This is a genomic window from Mesorhizobium sp. URHB0026, from assembly GCF_054059755.1.
Genome location: NZ_JBSSCN010000001.1, coordinates 3,071,624 through 3,088,057 on the forward strand (window position 1 = coordinate 3,071,624; position 16,434 = coordinate 3,088,057).

Here is a 16,434-nt window from a genome sequence, read left to right on the forward strand (position 1 = left end):
AAATGGCCAGCCTCGAACTCAGAAACGTCGTCAAGCGCTACAAGAGCCAGACCGTCCTCGACAATCTGTCGCTGACGGTCGCCGATGGCGAGACGCTAGTGCTGTTTGGTCCCTCGGGCGCCGGCAAGACGGTGCTTTTGCGGCTGGTCGCCGGCGTCATCGATCCGGACGAAGGCAAGATCCTTATCGGCGGCGAGGACATGACCGATGTCGACGCGGAATTCCGCGGCGTCGGCATGGCGTTCCAGAATTTCGCGCTCTTTCCGCATATGAGCGCTTTCGACAATATCGCGACGCCGCTGGCGGCCAAGCGCTCGTCGCAGAGCGCGATCAAGGCCGGGGTCGAGAGCGTCGCCAAATTGTTGAAGATCGGCCATGTGCTGAGCCACAAGCCGCGCGCTCTCTCCAATGGCCAGAAGCAGCGCACGGCCCTTGCCCGCGCTTTGGTCGGTTCGCCGCCGCTCCTTCTGCTCGACGATCCCTTGCGCAATGTCGACGCCAAGCTGCGTTTCGAGATGCGGCTCGAACTGCCGCGGCTGCTCGCCGATCGCGGCGCCACCGTCGTTTACGTTACTCAGGACTACAAGGAAGCCATGGCGCTCGGCGACCGCATCGCGGTGATGTCGCAAGGCGTCATCAGGCAGCTTGGTACGCCCGAGCAGATCTATCGTGAGCCGGCCAACGTCGAGATCGCGCGGCTGTTCGGCGATCCGACCATCAATCTGCTCGACGTCAAGCCCGCGCGCGATGCCCGGGGGGTCTATGTCGGCCTGTCCAATGTACAGGTCCATCTCACCGATGCTCCGGAGGCCGCCATCGGCCGCGACTGCATCATCGGGCTGAGACCCGAGGCCCTGCATTTCGTTGGCGAGAACGAACCCGGCGCCATTCCGGTGACCGTCGAGGCGGAGACGCCGCTCAACGAAAAGATCGTCACGCTGGTGCGCACCGTGCGCGGCCGTGAAATTTTGGTCTCGCGCCCGGCCGGAACGCCGGGGCGCAGCGAAGGCAAGGCGCATATCGCCGTCGACGGCAGGAGCGCCCTGCTGTTCGATCGGGCGAGCGGCGAGCGCATCGGCGCCAGGAATGTCGTCAAACTGCGCAACGGAGAAGCGGCATGAGCCCGAGCGCGCTCACCATATCAGGCGTCGACAAATTCTATGGCCCGATCGACAGGGGCGTTCACGCCGTCAAGAACCTGACGATGGAGATCGGCAAGGGCGAGATCGTGGCGCTGCTCGGCTCTTCGGGCTGCGGCAAGACCTCGACCTTGCGCATGATTGCCGGCTTCGAGGAGGTGTCGCGCGGCGCGATCGCGGTCGCGGGCCGCAAGGTACACACCTTGCCGCCGGTCAAACGCAATGTGGCGATGGCCTTCGAGGGCTATTCGCTCTATCCGCCGCTCACCGTGCGCGAGAACATGGCCTTCGCGCTCAAGGCCGCCCGGCTGCCCAGGAGCGAGGTCGACGCCAAGGTCGCCAGCATCGCCAAGCTGCTGGAGATCGAGGACATATTGGAGCGCTATCCCAGCTCCATTTCCGGCGGCCAGCAGCAGCGCGCCAGCCTCGGCCGGGCGCTGATCCGCGAGGCCGACCTGCATCTGCTCGACGAGCCGATGGGCCAGCTCGAACCGCAGCTTCGCGCCGTGCTGCGCGGCCGCATCAAGCACTTCATCAAGGAGCGTGGCCTGACCGCGATCCTGGTCACCCACGACCAGACCGAGGCCAATGCGCTGGCCGACCGCATCGCGGTGATGGAGGGTGGCGTGCTGCAGCAGTTCGACACGCCGGACCGGATCAAGGAGCGCCCGGCGAACCTGTTCACCGGCACCTTCGTCGGCGAGCCACCGATGAACGTCTTCGAGGCCTTTGTCGGCACGGCCGCCGGCCGCATCAATCTCAGGCTGCCCGACGGGCTGTCGCTCGACTACGACAAGGACGCCTTCAGCGCTCCGGTTCGCGACCAGCTGCTCAGCCGTGAGCGGGTGGTTATCGGCATCAGGCCCTACGCGGTCCGGCGCTCGAAGGAGGGTGTTCCGGCCAGGGTCTCGGCCAACCAATGGCTCGGCGACCAGACCCACATCGCCGCCGACTTCGCCGGCGGCTCGCTGGTACTGGTGGAGCATGACCGCACCCGGCTCGACCTCGGCGCGCCGATCAATGTCAGCATAGATCCCAAAAACCTGCACGTCTTCGACCAAGCGAGCGGCATTGCGATCTCGCACGGCATGGAGCTCGCGTGATGCGCGACGTACTGATCGGCATAGATGCCGGCACCTCTGTCATCAAGTCCATCGCTTTCGATACGAAGGGCCGCCAGATCGCGGCCGCGGCAACGCCGAACCACTATGAGACGCTGCCGGGCGGCGGCGCCGAACAGGATCTGTCCCGCACATGGGCCGATGCCGCCACGACCCTGCGCCAGCTTGCCGACAAGGTGCCCGATCTCGCCAGCCGGACCGTCGCCATCGCGGTGACCGGGCAGGGCGACGGGACCTGGCTGATCGACGGCAAGGGCGAGCCGGTGGCCAAGGGTTGGCTCTGGCTCGACGCGCGCGCCGCCGGCATCGTCGAAGAAATCCGTGCGCGGCCCGATGACCGGCTGCGCTTCGAAAAGACCGGCAGCGGTCTTGCCGCCTGCCAGCAAGGCTCGCAGTTCGCCTTCATGAAGCGCACCATGCCCGATATGCTCGGCAAGGCGGCGACCGCGTTCCATTGCAAGGACTGGCTTTATTTCAAGCTGACCGGCGAACGCGCCACCGATCCGTCCGAAGGGACCTTCACTTTCGGCGACTTCCGCACCCGTGACTACAGTGGGGAGGTGCTCGACGTCCTCGGCGTCGCCGATCTCAGGCACCTGCTGCCGCCGATCATCGACGGCACGAGGCACAGCGCCGGACTGTCGCCGGCCGCCGCCGACGTCACCGGCATGTTTGCCGGCACACCCGTCGTGCTCGGTTATGTCGACGTCGTCTGCACCGCGCTCGGCGCCGGCCTCCTCGACCGTGAACGCAAGCCCGGCTGCTCGATCATCGGTTCCACCGGCATGCACATGCGGCTGGCCGAGACCCCGGATGATGTGCAGCTCAACGAAGCGGCGACCGGTTACACGATGGCGATGCCGGCGCCGGGCGTCTTCGCGCAGATGCAGTCCAACATGGCGGCGACGCTCAACATCGACTGGGTGCTTGGCCTCGCTTCGGGCATCCTCGCCTCGCAAGGCATAACCCGCAGCAATGGCGAGATGATCGCGCTGGTCGATGCCTGGATCGCGGCCACGCGGCCAGCTTCGCTGCTCTACCAGCCCTACGTGTCGGAAGCCGGCGAGCGGGGACCGTTCGTCGATGCCAACGCCAGGGCAGGCTTCGTCGGCATTTCGTCGCGCCACGGCTACGCCGATCTGGTGCGCGCCGTCTTCGAAGGCTTGGCCTTCGCTGCGCGCGACTGCTACGCCGCCATGGGCCCGCTGCCTCGCGAAATTCGCCTGACCGGCGGCGCCGCCAAAAGCCCGGCGCTGCGCAGGATCCTGGGGGCCGCCATTGGTGCCGACACGCGCACCAGCGCGCGAGAGGAGGCCGGTGCGGCGGGTGCCGCAATGATCGCCGCCGTCTGCGTCGGTCAATACGCCTCCATGGACGAATGCGTCGGCGAATGGGTGACGCCGCTGCTCGGCGAGGCCGAGCCAAGCGACCCGGGCCTCGCCGCGATCTACGACAGGATGACCCCGTCCTACATGCTGGCGCACCAGGCCCTGCGGCCGGTCTGGCGTTCCATGGCGACATCGCAGGAAAATTGAGAAGTCGAGTATGCTGAGGAAAATAGCGATCATTGGCGACAACTTCATGCTGCCGGAGGTGTTTCGCGCCAAAGTCGAGAAGGTCGCCGGTGGCGACCTCGATATCAGGACATTGCAGACGGCCTGGCCCGACGAGCCGATGGAGTTCGGCAACGCCGCGCTCGGCCTCGACAAGGTCAAGGAATATTTTGGCCAGCCCGACGAGGTCGTCGATTTCATCGGCGATGCCGAAATCCTCGTCACGCAGCTAGCGCCCCTGTCGGAAGGCATGATGCGGCGTCTGCCGGGGCTCAAGCTGGTCGCGGTGTCGCGTGGCGGCCCGATCAACATCGACATGGAAGCGGCTAGGGCGCATGGCATCACCGTGGTCAATGTGCCCGGCCGCAACGCCACCGCCGTGGCCGAGTTCACTATCGGCGCCATCCTTGCCGAGACGCGGCTGATCCGGGTCGGCCACGAGGCCTTGCGCAAGGGGGAATGGCGCGGCGATCTCTACCGCGCCGACCGCACCGGCCGCGAACTCGGCGAAATGACCGTCGGCGTGGTCGGCTACGGCAATATCGGCACGAAGGTGGTGCGCCTGCTGCGCGCCTTCGGCTGCCACGTCCTGGTCAGCGATCCCTATGTGCAACTGAGCGCCGAGGATCGCAACGCTGGCGTCGAACTGGTTGGGCTCGACGACCTCCTGTCGCGCTCCGATGTGGTCACGCTGCATTCACGGGTGACGCAGGAGACACGCGGTCTGATCGGCAAGCACACCATCGCGCGTATGAAGCCGGGCGTGATCTTCGTCAATACGGCGCGTGGCCCGCTGGTCGACTACGACGCACTTTACGAGGCGCTGGTTTCAGGGCAGATCGCCAGCGCCATGCTGGAAACCTTCGCGGTCGAACCGGTGCCCTCGGACTGGCCCTTGCTGCAGCTGTCAAACGTAACGCTGACGCCGCATATCGCCGGCGCTTCGGTGCGCACCGTGACCTATGCCGCCGAGCAGGCCGCCGAGGAAGTGCGCCGCTACCTGGCCGGCCTGCCTCCGGTCAATCCGTGCTGAGAGCGATGGCCATGATGCGAGAATTCGGCAGCGGGGTGACGGCAAGATGAGCGTCGGCCCTGACATCGTCGACCTCTTCGTCATCGGCGGCGGCGTCAACGGCGCCGGCATCGCGCGCGACGCCGCCGGCCGCGGGCTTTCCGTCATCCTGTGCGAAAAGGACGATCTCGCCGAAGGCACCAGCTCGCGCTCGGGCAAGCTCGTCCATGGCGGTCTGCGCTACCTCGAATATTACGAATTCCGCCTGGTGCGCGAGGCGCTGATCGAGCGCGAGGTGCTGCTGGAATCGGCGCCGCACATCATCTGGCCCATGCGCTTCGTGCTGCCGCACAGCCCGGACGACCGGCCGGCATGGCTGGTGCGGCTCGGCCTCTTCCTCTACGACCATCTCGGCGGCCGCAAGCGGCTGCCCGCCACCCGGACGCTCGATCTGCGCACAGCGCCCGAGGGGGCGCCGATCAAGGACGGCTTCAAGCGCGGTTTTGAATATTCGGACTGCTGGGTCGACGATGCCCGCCTCGTCGTCATCAATGCGCTCGACGCCGCCGAACGGGGAGCGAAGGTCCTCACCCGCACCGCCTGCACCGCGGCCCGCCGCGAGGGCGGCCTCTGGGTTGTCGAGATGCGCGACGTCAGGACCGGCATCAAAACCAGTGTACGGGCCCGCGCGCTGATCAATGCCGCCGGCCCTTGGGTCAACGACATCGTCAACCGCGTTGCCGGCCAGAACTCCAGGCGCAATGTCCGCCTCGTCAAGGGCAGCCATATCGTCGTACCCAAATTTTGGGAGGGAAGGCAGGCTTATCTTGTCCAGAACAACGACAAGCGCGTCATTTTCATCAATCCGTACCAGAACGATCTGGCCTTGATCGGAACCACCGATATCCCCTACGAGGGCCGGCCCGAGGATGTGAGAGCGGATGAGAGCGAGATCGATTACCTCATCAAAGTGGTCAACCGCTATTTCAAGCGCGGCCTTGCGCGAGGCGACGTGGTCCATTCGTTCTCCGGTGTCCGGCCGCTCTATGACGACAACGCCGACAATCCGAGCGCGGTGACGCGCGACTATATTTTCGAACTTGACGCGCCGGACGCGCAGGCGCCGCTGCTCTCCGTCTTCGGCGGCAAGATCACCACCTTCCGCAAACTCGCCGAGCATGCGCTGGACAGGATCGCACCGTTCTTTCCCCGCATGGGCAAAGCCTGGACCGCGAAGGCGCGTCTGCCGGGCGGCGACATCGCCAATGCCGACTTCGAACAGTTTCTTGGCAGCCTCGCAAACGAGTATCCATGGATGCCGGCATCGCTGCTCAAGCATTACGGCCGGCTCTACGGCACCAGGACGCGGTCCGTGGTCGGCGGCGCCCGATCGCTCGCCGCACTTGGGCGGTGCTTCGGCAAGGATTTCTTCGAGCGCGAGGCGAACTACCTCTTCGAACAGGAATGGGCTGAAGACGCGGCCGACATTCTCGAACGGCGCACCAAGCATGGCCTGCATTTGTCCGCCGAGGAGAAGGCGGCCTTCGAGCATTGGTGCGCGAGCCGGCAGGCGAGGGCAGGCTGATGGCGCTCATTGCCCCTGTTGCGCGCCAGCGTTGAAGGGATTCGCGACCTTGCCTTTCACGCTCTCCCTCAACACCAATCCGCTGGTCAACCGCTTCGCCGAGCCGGACGATCTGATCGATACCGTCGCCTATGAGATCGGCATTCGCGACGTTCAGCTCACGCATGAATTCGTCAACCCAGGCTGGCCGGCGGCGACGATCGTCAAGTTCGTCCGCCTGTACCGCAATGCCTTGAATCGCACTGGCGTGCGCGTCACCTCCGGCATGACCGGCCCCTATGGCCGGCTGAACCATTTCGGCCATCCGGATGCCGATGTGCGCCGCTACTATGTCGACTGGTTCAAGACGTTCGCCGATATCTCGGCCGAGCTTGGCGCCGACGGCATGGGCACGCAGTTCGCCATCTTCACGCATCGGGACTATGACGACCCCGCCCGTCGCGCCAGGCTGTTCGACATCGCGCTGGACTGCTGGCGCGAGGTCGCCGAGCACGCCCGGGCGGCAGGCCTGACTTATCTATTCTGGGAGCCGATGTCGGTCGGTCGCGAATTCGGCCACACCATCGAGAATTGCCGGATGCTGCAGGAGGCGATCGACGCGGCCGGCATGGCCATTCCGCTGGAGATGATGGTCGACATCGACCATGGCGACGTCACTTCCTCCAATCCGGCCGACATCGATCCCTATGCCTGGGCCGAAGCTTTCCCTCTGAAGTCGCCGATCATCCACATCAAGCAATCGTCGATGAACAAGGGCGGCCATTGGCCATTCACCGCGGCCTACAACAAGGACGGCCGCATCACGCCTGAGAAGCTGCTGGAGACGGTGCGACGCGGCGGCGGCACCGACAACGAAATCTGCCTCGAACTATCCTTCCGCGAGCGCGAGCCGGTCGACCATCAGGTGGTCGCCATGATCCGCGAGTCGGTCGACTTCTGGGCACCGTTCATCGAGACCGGCAGGCCTGGCCTGCTGCCGAAAGCCGGATAGAGATCGGACAGGAGCCCACGTGGCTCCTGTCCATGAAATGCAACCCGATCGAACTCAGGCGAATTTTGGATCGAGGCTGCCCGACTTGTAGCGCTTGGCCATGTCCGAAACCGGCAGCGGCTTGATCTTCGGCGCATTGCCGGCGGTGCCGAACTGCTCGAAGCGCTCCTTGCAGAGCTTCCTCATCGCCGCCATCGCCGGCGTCAGATATTTGCGCGGATCGAACTCGCTGGGATTTTCGGTCAGCACCTTGCGGATCGCGCCGGTCAGCGCCATGCGGTTGTCGGTGTCGATGTTGATCTTGCGCACGCCATGCTTGATGCCGCGCTGGATCTCCTCCACCGGGACACCCCAGGTCGGCTTCATCTGGCCGCCATATTTGTTGATGATCTCCTGCAGATCCTCCGGCACCGAGGATGAGCCGTGCATGACCAGATGCATGTTCGGCAAGCGGCGATGGATCTCCTCGATCACGTTCATCGCCAGCACCGCGCCGTCGGGCTTGCGCGAGAATTTATAGGCGCCGTGGCTGGTGCCCATGGCCACCGCCAGCGCATCGACATGGGTGTCGCGCACGAACTGTTCGGCCTGCACCGGATCGGTCAGGAGCTGGTCGTGGCTGATCGCGCCTTCGACGCCGTGGCCGTCTTCCTGCTCGCCGCCGCCGCTCTCGAGCGAGCCCAGCACGCCGATCTCGCCTTCCACCGACACGCCGCCCCAATGCGCCATGTCGACGACGCGCCGTGTGATGCCGGAATTATAGGCATAGTCGGCCGGCGACTTGCCGTCTTCCTTGAGCGAGCCGTCCATCATCACCGAGGTAAAGCCGTGCTGGATCGCGGTGACGCAGGTGGCTTCGTTGTTGCCATGGTCGAGATGCATGCAGACCGGGATGTCGGGATGGATCTCGACCAGCGCGTCGATCAGCTTGGCCAGCACCACGTCATTGGCATAGGCACGGGCGCCGCGGCTCGCCTGCAGGATGACCGGGGACTTAGTCTCCTCGGCAGCCTCCATGATGGCGAGGCCCTGTTCCATGTTGTTCATGTTGAAGGCCGGCACGCCATAGCCGTATTCGGCGGCGTGATCGAGCAATTGTCTCAGTGTGATGCGAGCCAACGATTAGTCTCCCGTATCTGGTTTCGAACCTGTGGTTGCGGGCCGCCCGCGCATCGTTCAGCCCACCGATGCTTCTGGCCGGAATCCTGCGCAACCGCAACCGTGACAGACCGTCCCGGCAGCAATTCTTGTTACAGCGGCGTGATAAAAGCCGGCGAAATATCCCACGGAAATATCTCATTATCACAAAAACTATGATACTTACGCGATCATATCTGTTATATCTTCGCTCGATCAAGGAGCCAGGGGTTCTGCGTTGGCGGGTCGGCGAGAATGAAGAGCGACAACAGACGCCAAGGGATCATGGACTTCCTGGTGGACGCCGGCGCGGCGAGCGTCGACGATCTTGCCTCCCGCTTTGGCGTATCCAGGATGACCGTGCATCGCGACCTCGACGAGCTCGAGGAGAGCGGTTTGCTGCGCAAGGTGCGCGGCGGCGCGTCGATTCAGCCGAGCAGTCTGTTTGAAAGCGATTTTCGCTACCGGCAGAAGCAGGCGATCGGGGAAAAACAGCGCCTTGCGGCGGCGGCCGTGACCATGATCGAACCCGGCCAGACGGTCATCATCGACGACGGCTCGACCGCGGGCGGTATCGCGCGGTATCTCGCCGATTTCAGGCCACTGACGGTGATCACCAACAACCTCGCCGTCATCCAAGATCTGGCCGGTGCCGCAGGCATCAACATGATCGCGCTGGGCGGCCAGTACTCGAAGAAATTCCACGGCTTCTTCGGGCTGCTCGCCGAGGCTTCGCTGCGGTCGCTGCGCGCCGACGTCGCCTTCCTGTCGTCGTCCGCCATCCATGGCGCCTCCGCCTTCCATCAGGACCAGGAAGTGGTGCAGGCCAAGCGACTGATGATGGCCGCCGCGACACGCAAATATCTGCTTGTCGATCACGGCAAGTTTGGCCGCAGCGCTCTGCATTTCCTGACCGATCTCAAGGCATTCGACGCCGTCTTCACCGGGCGCGAGCCGGGGCCCGGAATGCAAGACACACTGGATGCGGCCGGCGTCTCGCTCACGGTGGTCGCCGACAAGGATTGAGGATCAAGGAGTGTACGCGTGGTTTACTGGGTCGGTACAAGCTGGAAGATGAACAAGACGCTCGCCGAGGCGCTTGATTTTGCGGGCGCACTGGCCGGCTTCGTGGCGGGTTTCGACGATCGCATCCAGCCTTTCGTCGTCCCGCCTTTCACGGCGGTACGCGAGGTCGGGCAGGCGCTGTCGGCGACGCGCATCAAGGTCGGCGCGCAGAACATGCATTGGGCCGACGCCGGCGCCTGGACCGGCGAGATCTCGCCGGTGATGCTGAACGATTGCGGCCTAGACCTGGTCGAACTCGGCCACAGCGAAAGGCGCGAGCACTTCGGCGAGACCGACCGCACGGTCGGGCTGAAGACGGCGGCAGCGGTCAAGCACGGACTGATACCGCTGATCTGCGTCGGCGAGACGCTGGCCGAGCGCGAAAGCGGCAAGGCCGATGAGGTACTGACCAGCCAGGTCGAGGGCGCACTGCGATTCATCGAGGGCGGGGCCAGGGAAGCAAAAATCCTGTTCGCCTACGAGCCGGTCTGGGCGATCGGCGACAAGGGCATTCCGGCCAGTTCCGACTATGCCGACAAGCAGCAGGCGCTGATCAAGAAGGTCGCCGGCGGTCTGCTGCCGACCGTGCCGCCGGTGCTCTATGGCGGGAGCGTCAATCCGGGCAATGCCGCGGAACTGATCGCCCAGCCCAACATCGACGGCCTGTTCATCGGCCGCTCGGCCTGGCAGGCCGAAGGCTACATCGACATCCTGCGCCGCGCGTCGGCCGCCATCTGAATCATCGAACCGGAAAGGACAAAAAATGAAAATAGCCATTGGAGCCGACAGCGCTGGCAAGCCGCTGCTCGACGTCATATCAGCGCATCTGGCGACCAAGCCGGGGCTCACCGTCAGCGACCTCAGCCAGGCCGGCTTTTATGCCGACCTGTCACGGAAACTTGCCCAGACGATCGTCGACGGCGAGAACGATCGTGGCATCCTGTTCTGCGGCACCGGCATCGGCGTCTCGATCTCGGCCAACAAGGTGCCGGGCATCCGCGCCGCACTCACCCACGACACCTATTCGGCCGAACGCGCGGCGAAATCCAATAATGCCCAGATTATCACCATGGGCGCCCGCGTCATCGGCCCGGAACTGGCCAAGGCCATTGTCGATACTTGGCTGGCCTCGGAGTTCGACGAGAAGGGACCGTCGGCCGGCAACGTTGAGGCGATCAACAAGCTCGACACGGCGAAGAGCTAAGCGAGACTGTCGCGCATCGCGCCGATGACGGTGACGGCCGAAGCCGCACCGGGATCGATATGGCCGAGCGAGCGCTCGCCGAGCCGCGACGAGCGGCCCTTGGCGGCAATCATGTCCTTGGTCGATTCCGCGCCGCGCTCGGCGGCGGCAAAAGCTGCCTGGAGGCTTTCGGCAAGGTTCTTTCCTGCTGCATTGCTGGCGCCGGCTGCTTCCGCCGCCGGTTGCCAGGCGTCGACCATTGTCTTTTCGCCGGTTTCGGCCTTGCCGCGATCCTTGATGCCTTGCGCCATGGCCTGCAGCAGCGCGACGACATCGGCATCCGCCAGCGTCGCCTTGCCCTTGACGGCGGCGGCGGCGCGCATGAAGGCGGTGGCATAGAGCGGGCCGCAGGACGCGCCGACCGCATTGAGGAATGATTTCGCCGCGGTGTTGAGGAGCGCGGTCGGCTCGGCCGCCGCAAGGTCGAGCGACGCCAGCGCATCGCGCACGGCGTTGAACCCAAGCGCCATGGCAATGCCATGGTCGGCGTCGCCGATGACGCCGTCGAGCTGGCAAAGCCGGTCCCTGTCGGCCTCCATCGCCACCGCGATCGCATCGAACATTCTTTTCAGGTCGAACGCAGCGATGGTCATGGAGCGCTCCTCAGCCGGCACGGAACATGGCGCAGTCGCAGGGGTGGTCGAGCATCGCCTGCAATTCTTCGTCCAGATGGAAAAGCGTCACCGAAGCGCCGGCCATTTCCAGCGACGTGCAGTAATTGCCGACCCAGGTTGCGTGGACGGAAACGCCGATGGCGTCGAGCCTCTGCATGACCCGGCGGTTCATGATGTAGAGTTCCATCAGCGGCGTCGATCCCAGCGAATTGATCAGCACCGCGACCTTGTCGCCGCGCTTCGGCGCCATCTCGGCGAAAATCTTGTCGAGCATCTCGTCGGTGATTTCGTCGGCGGTCCCGAGCTTGCCGCGGGCGATGCCGGGTTCGCCATGAATGCCCATGCCGATTTCCATCTCGTCGGCGCCGATCTCGAAATTCGGCCGCCGGGTCTGCGGCAGCGAGCAGGGCGACAGCGCCACGCCCATGGTGAAGGTGTGGTCGTTGGCCTTGCGCGCGACGCGCTCGACCTCGTCGAGGGAGAGCATCAGGTCGCAGGCGGCACCGGCCGCCTTGAAGATGAAGAAATTACCGGCGACTCCACGGCGCTTCGGCCGCTCGTCACGCGGCGCGGAGGCGACGTCGTCGGTGGTCAGCACCGTGCGCACCTCGATGTCGTCCATGGCGGCCATTTCGGCGGCCATGTCGAAATTCATCACGTCGCCGGCATAGTTGCCGTACATGAAGAGCACGCCGGCGCCGCCGCTGACCGCCTTGGCGCATGCCAGGATCGGATCGGGCGGCGGCGAGGCAAAGACGTTGCCGACAGCCGCCGCGTCCGCCAGCCCCTTGCCTACAAAGCCGAGAAAGGTCGGCTCGTGGCCGGAGCCGCCGCCGATCACCAGCCCGACCTTGCCGGGCCGTGGTCCGTCGCGGGCGATGATCGAGCGCGGGCTGCCGTCCACGCTTGTGAGATGGCGAGGATGCGCGGCGAGGATCCCTTCGAGCATTTCGTCGACGGCACGGTTGCCGTCATTGATGATCTTCTTGGTCTGCACCGGCATCCTCCCGAACTCGGTATTTTCCGGGATACTACAGCCCGTTACCGGGATTTCCACCCCGGCAGCGGCGCTTCAGGCCGCGATCTTTTCCCGCGCGGCGAGTATCTGCACACAGGCGTTGGCCGCTTCCTTGCCCTTGACCGTGAAATGCTCGAAGAAGAAGCGATGATGCTCGGCGCTGTCGTGAAAATTGTGCGGCGTCAGCACCGCCGAAAGCACGGGCACGCCGGTCGAGAGCTGCACGTTCATTATGCCGTCGATAACGGCGTTGGCGACGAAGTCGTGCCGGTAGATGCCGCCATTGACGACGAATGCCGTGCCGAGGATCGCGGCGTAGCGGCCGGTGCCGGCGAGCGTCTTGGCATGGAGCGGAATCTCGTAGGCGCCAGGCACGTCGAAGATGTCGACGGCAAAGCGTCCGCCGCCAATCTCGGCCAGTTCCGCCCCAAAGGCTTGCACACACTGGTCGACGATGTCGGCATGCCAGCGCGCCCTGATGACGGCAATGCGGGTTGTTTCATAGTCTTTGTGGGAATGCTGATTCATGGGTCCATCCTTCCGTTTCGAACCAGAATCAGGACGCACGATACGAAATCCGGCCCGCCGGGGCGGTCCGTCTCCCGTTTCGTTCTCTTTCATCCGGACTCTAACCGTCGGCTCCGGAATCACACCGGATCTGCTGACCTCTCCGATACCGGAAAGCGCTCGCGGGCTTCGGCCGAGACCGTTACCGCCGGTGGGGACTTTCACCCCGCCCTGAGAACATTGACGCGCTTTGTATGGAAGGCAGGGGTGCCGGTGTCAACTACGCGAAAGTCCGCTGGCCAATCACGTTGTACCGGCTGGAGCAATGCCAGGAGGAAGGTTCTATCGGGTGCGCCATGCCGCCGCGCCAGCGGCAATCAGCATCAGCAAGGCCGCGACCGCCGCGCATGTGGCGAAGCCGAAGCCGGAATAGAGCGGCCCGAAGCCGGTGGTGCCGACGAACACCGCGAGGTAGGTCACCGCGCTGTTCAGCCCCATGATCGTGCCCCGCCGCGACGGATCGAGCGCCGACAGGCGCATCACCAGCACGTTCAGCCCGAAATGATTGGCAAGTCCCCAGGCCGCGACCATGGCGAGCGTCAAGCCATAGCTGTCGCTGGTCGAGGCGATCGCCACGTAGATCATGGCGACGAGAAGATAAGCGAAGGGCATGACGCGCCGGGCGCCCAGCCGGTCGATGATGCCGTCGAAGAGCGCCGCGGTGCCAAATCCCGCGCCATAGGCGAGGGCGGCCAGGCCATTGGCGCTGACCGGCTGCCCCAGCCCGCTGTGAAGGTGATCGCCGAGATAGCCATAGACGCCGTAAAAGGCGGTCATGAAAGCGCCGCAGGCAACCAGGAGGGGCACAATGCCGGGAATGTTCAACGCGGCCAGCGGGGCGGGTGCCGGTCCGGCCTTCCTGACATCCGGGAGCGACGATGCGCTCAAGCCGCCGAGCGCCAGGGCGGCCAGCACGGCCACGGCGACAAAGACGGCGCGCCAGTGCACGAGATCGGCGAGCACCGCCGACAGCGAAACGCCGGCCACCATGCTGAGCGTCCATCCGGTCAGCACCACGCCGATCGTGCCGCTTTCCCGCCCGGGCGGGGCGATGGCCGCGGCACTGGCATAGATTGCCGGCATGGCGACGCCGGCGGCGATCCCAGCGACAAGCTGCGCGGCAACCAGCGCGCTCACCGTCGGCGCGGCCGCGCTGGCGACCAAGGCCAATACCAGCAGCAGCAAGGCCGCCTGCAACATCCGCCGCGCGCCGAGCCGGTCGATATGGCGTGCCAGGAACAGGGCGCTCGCCGATGTGCCGAGGCCGAACGCGGCCGCCGCCATCATCACCATGGGAACGCTGGTCGAGAACGACACGGCAACTGCCGGAGCGATCGGGCCCAGCACCAGCGAATTCGAGCCGATCACGGCGATGCACCCGGTCAAGAGATAGGCGAGGGCCGGGATGGGCGGCCTGGTGTCCGCGCCCAAGGCTGTAGCTTGATCGTTGTTCGACATATCATCATAATGGCCGTATTAAATTCCGTGACAATCGGGAATACCGCTATGGATGAAGAAACAGATGGCATTCCGCGGAACAGGCCGGCGGCCCGGGATGTCGACGCGACCGACCGAAAAATATTAGGCGTTCTGGTCGACGACGCGACCGTCAGCTATGCCGAGCTCGGCGATCGCGTCGGCCTGTCGCCGCCGGCCGCGCATGAGCGCGTCAAGCGGCTTCGGCGCAGCGGCGCCATTCGCAACACGGCCGCCATCATCGATCCCAACGCGGTGCGAAAGCCTCTACTCACCTTCGTCCACATCGACACCAGCGGCTGGGGCAAGACCCCTGAACTGATGGCGATCTCGGAATATCCCGAAGTCGAGGAGATCCACACCGTCGCCGGCGATACATGCGTATTGCTCAAGGTGCGCACCGAGGACACCAAGGCGCTCGAAGGCCTGTTGTTGCGTCTCTACGAGACACCCGGCGTCACCTCGACGCGCAGCTACGTGGTTCTGGCGACCTATCTCGAACGGCCGGTGCAACCCGGCATCACGGCGCAGTGGCCGACGCCGAAGCACATGGGCAAGCCGCTTTATTGAACGGCCTGGGTCGTCGCCTAGCTTCCCAGCCGGATCGTCTCGAAATAGGCGTCGGTGCCAACCTGGCCGCCTTTCAGCGCGATCTCAAGACCGTCGATTTCACCGCCGCCATGGGCCACACAGAGCGGTGATCCCGGCGATTGCGGCAGCGGCATGCGCACGGTCAGCGCGTCGATGGCCAATTGTCCGAGTGCGTGGCTGGACGTATCGCCACCGGCGATCACCGCGCGCTTGAGTTTCTGCTCGGCGATCAGACGGCGCAGGATGGTCCCCAGCGCCCGCCCGAGCGTGTTCCGGGCGCCCTCGATTCGGTCGATCTCGGCGCCGCGATCGGCCTGCGGACCAAGCGCGGTGTAGAGGACGACGCTGTGGCCCTTGGCAAGGCTGGCCAGCCCGGCCGCGACCGCCTGCTCGATCGCTTCGCCGGCGCCTTCGCGGACCAGTCGCATCGCATCCATCTCAATACCCTCGAACCCGTGGGCGAGTGCGTGGCGGATTTGCTTTTCCGTGGTTGGGGAGACGCTGCCCGACACAACGGCGAGCCGATCCACCGGACCGGGCGATGGGAATGCCGCATGCCCCGACACGATGCCTTTGGCGGCCCACGCGGCAAGCAAGGCATATTCGGCGCCGGATGATCCGACGACAAAACCATGGCCCTTTTCATGGATGCGCCAGAGTTGCTCGCCGACTCGCTGCTGAGTCCGGAGGCTGTCGACGTCGAACAGCACGATGTCCTTGTCTCGCAGGATCTGATCGACCGTTTGCGAGAGATTGTCCGCCTGCAACGTCGCCAGGTTGACCAAGCCGGAACCGAGGCTGGTCTGGCGCGAAAGGTGGACGAGCAGGTCGGCCTCGTCCATCGGCGTCACCGGATGCCTGCTCATCACCGGATGCCGGTCGATGCGGAAAAACGCGCCGCGGAATGCCGCGAAGAGATTGCCGAAGGCCGTGTAGCGCTTGAGCTGCGGCGCCCCGACCACCATCGGCACGCTCGCCTCGCCGAAAATGCGCCTGCCGATCTCGGTGGCGCGGCCGATGCTGCCGACCGCCGGGCTGGAATCGAAGGTAGAGCAGATCTTGTAGTGGCAGATCGCCGCCCCGAGGGCTTTGAGCCATTCGAAGGCCGGCGTCAGGTTTTCCTCCATCCATTGCGGCGTTTCGCTTCGGCTGGTGCCCGCTAATCCAACCGCGCGGCAATGCGAAAATCGCGCCAGCAAGGACGGGTCGGGCTGGCGCATGAACAGCACCGTCGGCACGCCGCCGAGCTCAAGCGCCTCCATGACATCAGTTGAACCGGTGAGGTCGTCGCCATAATAACTGAGGAGCAGGTTTTGCACGGC

At 64.9% G+C, this 16,434-nt stretch carries 16 protein-coding genes and 1 riboswitch; of the genes, 10 read left to right on the plus strand and 6 right to left on the minus strand.

The window, feature by feature from the left end:
• The first annotated feature begins 2 nt into the window (after positions 1-2).
• From ACVWWD_RS15095 to ACVWWD_RS15120, 6 genes are read left to right on the plus strand one after another with little or no spacing between them, the layout of a single operon-like run.
• Complete coding sequence (locus tag ACVWWD_RS15095; RefSeq protein ID WP_023771110.1) at positions 3-1,121, plus strand: ABC transporter ATP-binding protein; 1,119 nt, start codon at positions 3-5, stop codon at positions 1,119-1,121.
• Positions 1,118-2,242 (plus strand): ABC transporter ATP-binding protein, encoded by a 1,125-nt coding sequence (locus ACVWWD_RS15100; RefSeq protein WP_023771109.1) that lies wholly within the window; start codon positions 1,118-1,120, stop codon positions 2,240-2,242. The genes ACVWWD_RS15095 and ACVWWD_RS15100 overlap by 4 nt, the downstream gene beginning before the upstream one ends.
• Positions 2,242-3,795, plus strand: a complete 1,554-nt coding sequence (locus tag ACVWWD_RS15105) for an FGGY family carbohydrate kinase (protein WP_457103164.1) — start codon at positions 2,242-2,244, stop codon at positions 3,793-3,795. The genes ACVWWD_RS15100 and ACVWWD_RS15105 overlap by 1 nt, the downstream gene beginning before the upstream one ends.
• 10 nt (positions 3,796-3,805) lie before the next feature.
• Positions 3,806-4,846 carry a 2-hydroxyacid dehydrogenase gene (locus ACVWWD_RS15110; protein ID WP_352546566.1) on the plus strand — a complete coding sequence of 347 codons (1,041 nt, stop codon included), beginning with the start codon at positions 3,806-3,808 and terminating at the stop codon, positions 4,844-4,846.
• Positions 4,847-4,892: 46 nt separating this feature from the next.
• On the plus strand, positions 4,893-6,410 hold the full coding sequence (locus tag ACVWWD_RS15115) for a glycerol-3-phosphate dehydrogenase (RefSeq protein ID WP_352546565.1): 1,518 nt from the start codon (positions 4,893-4,895) through the stop codon (positions 6,408-6,410).
• A 49-nt stretch (positions 6,411-6,459) separates the two neighbouring features.
• Positions 6,460-7,401, plus strand: a complete 942-nt coding sequence (locus ACVWWD_RS15120; protein WP_023771105.1) for a sugar phosphate isomerase/epimerase family protein — start codon at positions 6,460-6,462, stop codon at positions 7,399-7,401.
• Positions 7,402-7,455: 54 nt separating this feature from the next.
• Here ACVWWD_RS15120 and fba read toward each other — a convergent pair whose 3' ends face one another.
• Positions 7,456-8,520: a class II fructose-bisphosphate aldolase gene (gene fba / locus ACVWWD_RS15125; protein WP_352546564.1), complete on the minus strand. Its 1,065-nt coding sequence runs from the start codon at positions 8,518-8,520 to the stop codon at positions 7,456-7,458.
• A gap of 273 nt (positions 8,521-8,793) precedes the next feature.
• Here fba and ACVWWD_RS15130 point away from each other — a divergent pair, with 273 nt between their 5' ends.
• Genes ACVWWD_RS15130 through derI form a run of 3 tightly spaced genes read left to right on the plus strand, consistent with a single transcriptional unit; the run spans position 8,794 to position 10,807 of the window.
• Entirely contained in the window at positions 8,794-9,564 is a 771-nt protein-coding gene (locus ACVWWD_RS15130; protein ID WP_023782261.1) for a DeoR/GlpR family DNA-binding transcription regulator, read from the plus strand.
• Between the two features lie 18 nt (positions 9,565-9,582).
• Entirely contained in the window at positions 9,583-10,341 is a 759-nt protein-coding gene (locus ACVWWD_RS15135) for a triose-phosphate isomerase (RefSeq protein WP_352546563.1), read from the plus strand.
• Positions 10,342-10,366: 25 nt separating this feature from the next.
• Positions 10,367-10,807 (plus strand): D-erythrulose-4-phosphate isomerase, encoded by a 441-nt coding sequence (gene derI / locus ACVWWD_RS15140; protein WP_023771101.1) that lies wholly within the window; start codon positions 10,367-10,369, stop codon positions 10,805-10,807.
• On the opposite strand, the gene dhaL is transcribed toward derI, so the two are convergent.
• The 4 genes from dhaL to ACVWWD_RS15160 all read right to left on the minus strand — a co-directional run bounded on the left by dhaL (position 10,804) and on the right by ACVWWD_RS15160 (position 14,503).
• A complete protein-coding gene (gene dhaL, locus ACVWWD_RS15145; protein WP_023771100.1) occupies positions 10,804-11,439 on the minus strand; it encodes a dihydroxyacetone kinase subunit DhaL in 636 nt (211 codons plus the stop codon). The genes derI and dhaL overlap by 4 nt on opposite strands.
• Before the next feature lie 10 nt (positions 11,440-11,449).
• On the minus strand, positions 11,450-12,457 hold the full coding sequence (locus tag ACVWWD_RS15150) for a dihydroxyacetone kinase subunit DhaK (RefSeq protein ID WP_352546562.1): 1,008 nt from the start codon (positions 12,455-12,457) through the stop codon (positions 11,450-11,452).
• Between the two features lie 75 nt (positions 12,458-12,532).
• The gene (locus tag ACVWWD_RS15155) at positions 12,533-13,006 is read right to left on the minus strand and encodes a 6,7-dimethyl-8-ribityllumazine synthase (protein WP_023771098.1); all 474 of its coding nucleotides are present in this window, start codon (positions 13,004-13,006) and stop codon (positions 12,533-12,535) included.
• Positions 13,007-13,083: 77 nt separating this feature from the next.
• Positions 13,084-13,228, minus strand: a riboswitch (FMN riboswitch).
• A 99-nt stretch (positions 13,229-13,327) separates the two neighbouring features.
• Entirely contained in the window at positions 13,328-14,503 is a 1,176-nt protein-coding gene (locus ACVWWD_RS15160; RefSeq protein WP_352546561.1) for an MFS transporter, read from the minus strand.
• A 48-nt stretch (positions 14,504-14,551) separates the two neighbouring features.
• Here ACVWWD_RS15160 and ACVWWD_RS15165 point away from each other — a divergent pair, with 48 nt between their 5' ends.
• On the plus strand, positions 14,552-15,091 hold the full coding sequence (locus ACVWWD_RS15165) for an Lrp/AsnC family transcriptional regulator (protein WP_023771096.1): 540 nt from the start codon (positions 14,552-14,554) through the stop codon (positions 15,089-15,091).
• Positions 15,092-15,108: 17 nt separating this feature from the next.
• On the opposite strand, the gene ACVWWD_RS15170 is transcribed toward ACVWWD_RS15165, so the two are convergent.
• Positions 15,109-16,431, minus strand: coding sequence for a four-carbon acid sugar kinase family protein (locus tag ACVWWD_RS15170; RefSeq protein ID WP_023782256.1), 1,323 nt, complete (start codon positions 16,429-16,431; stop codon positions 15,109-15,111).
• Between the last annotated feature and the right edge of the window lie 3 nt (positions 16,432-16,434).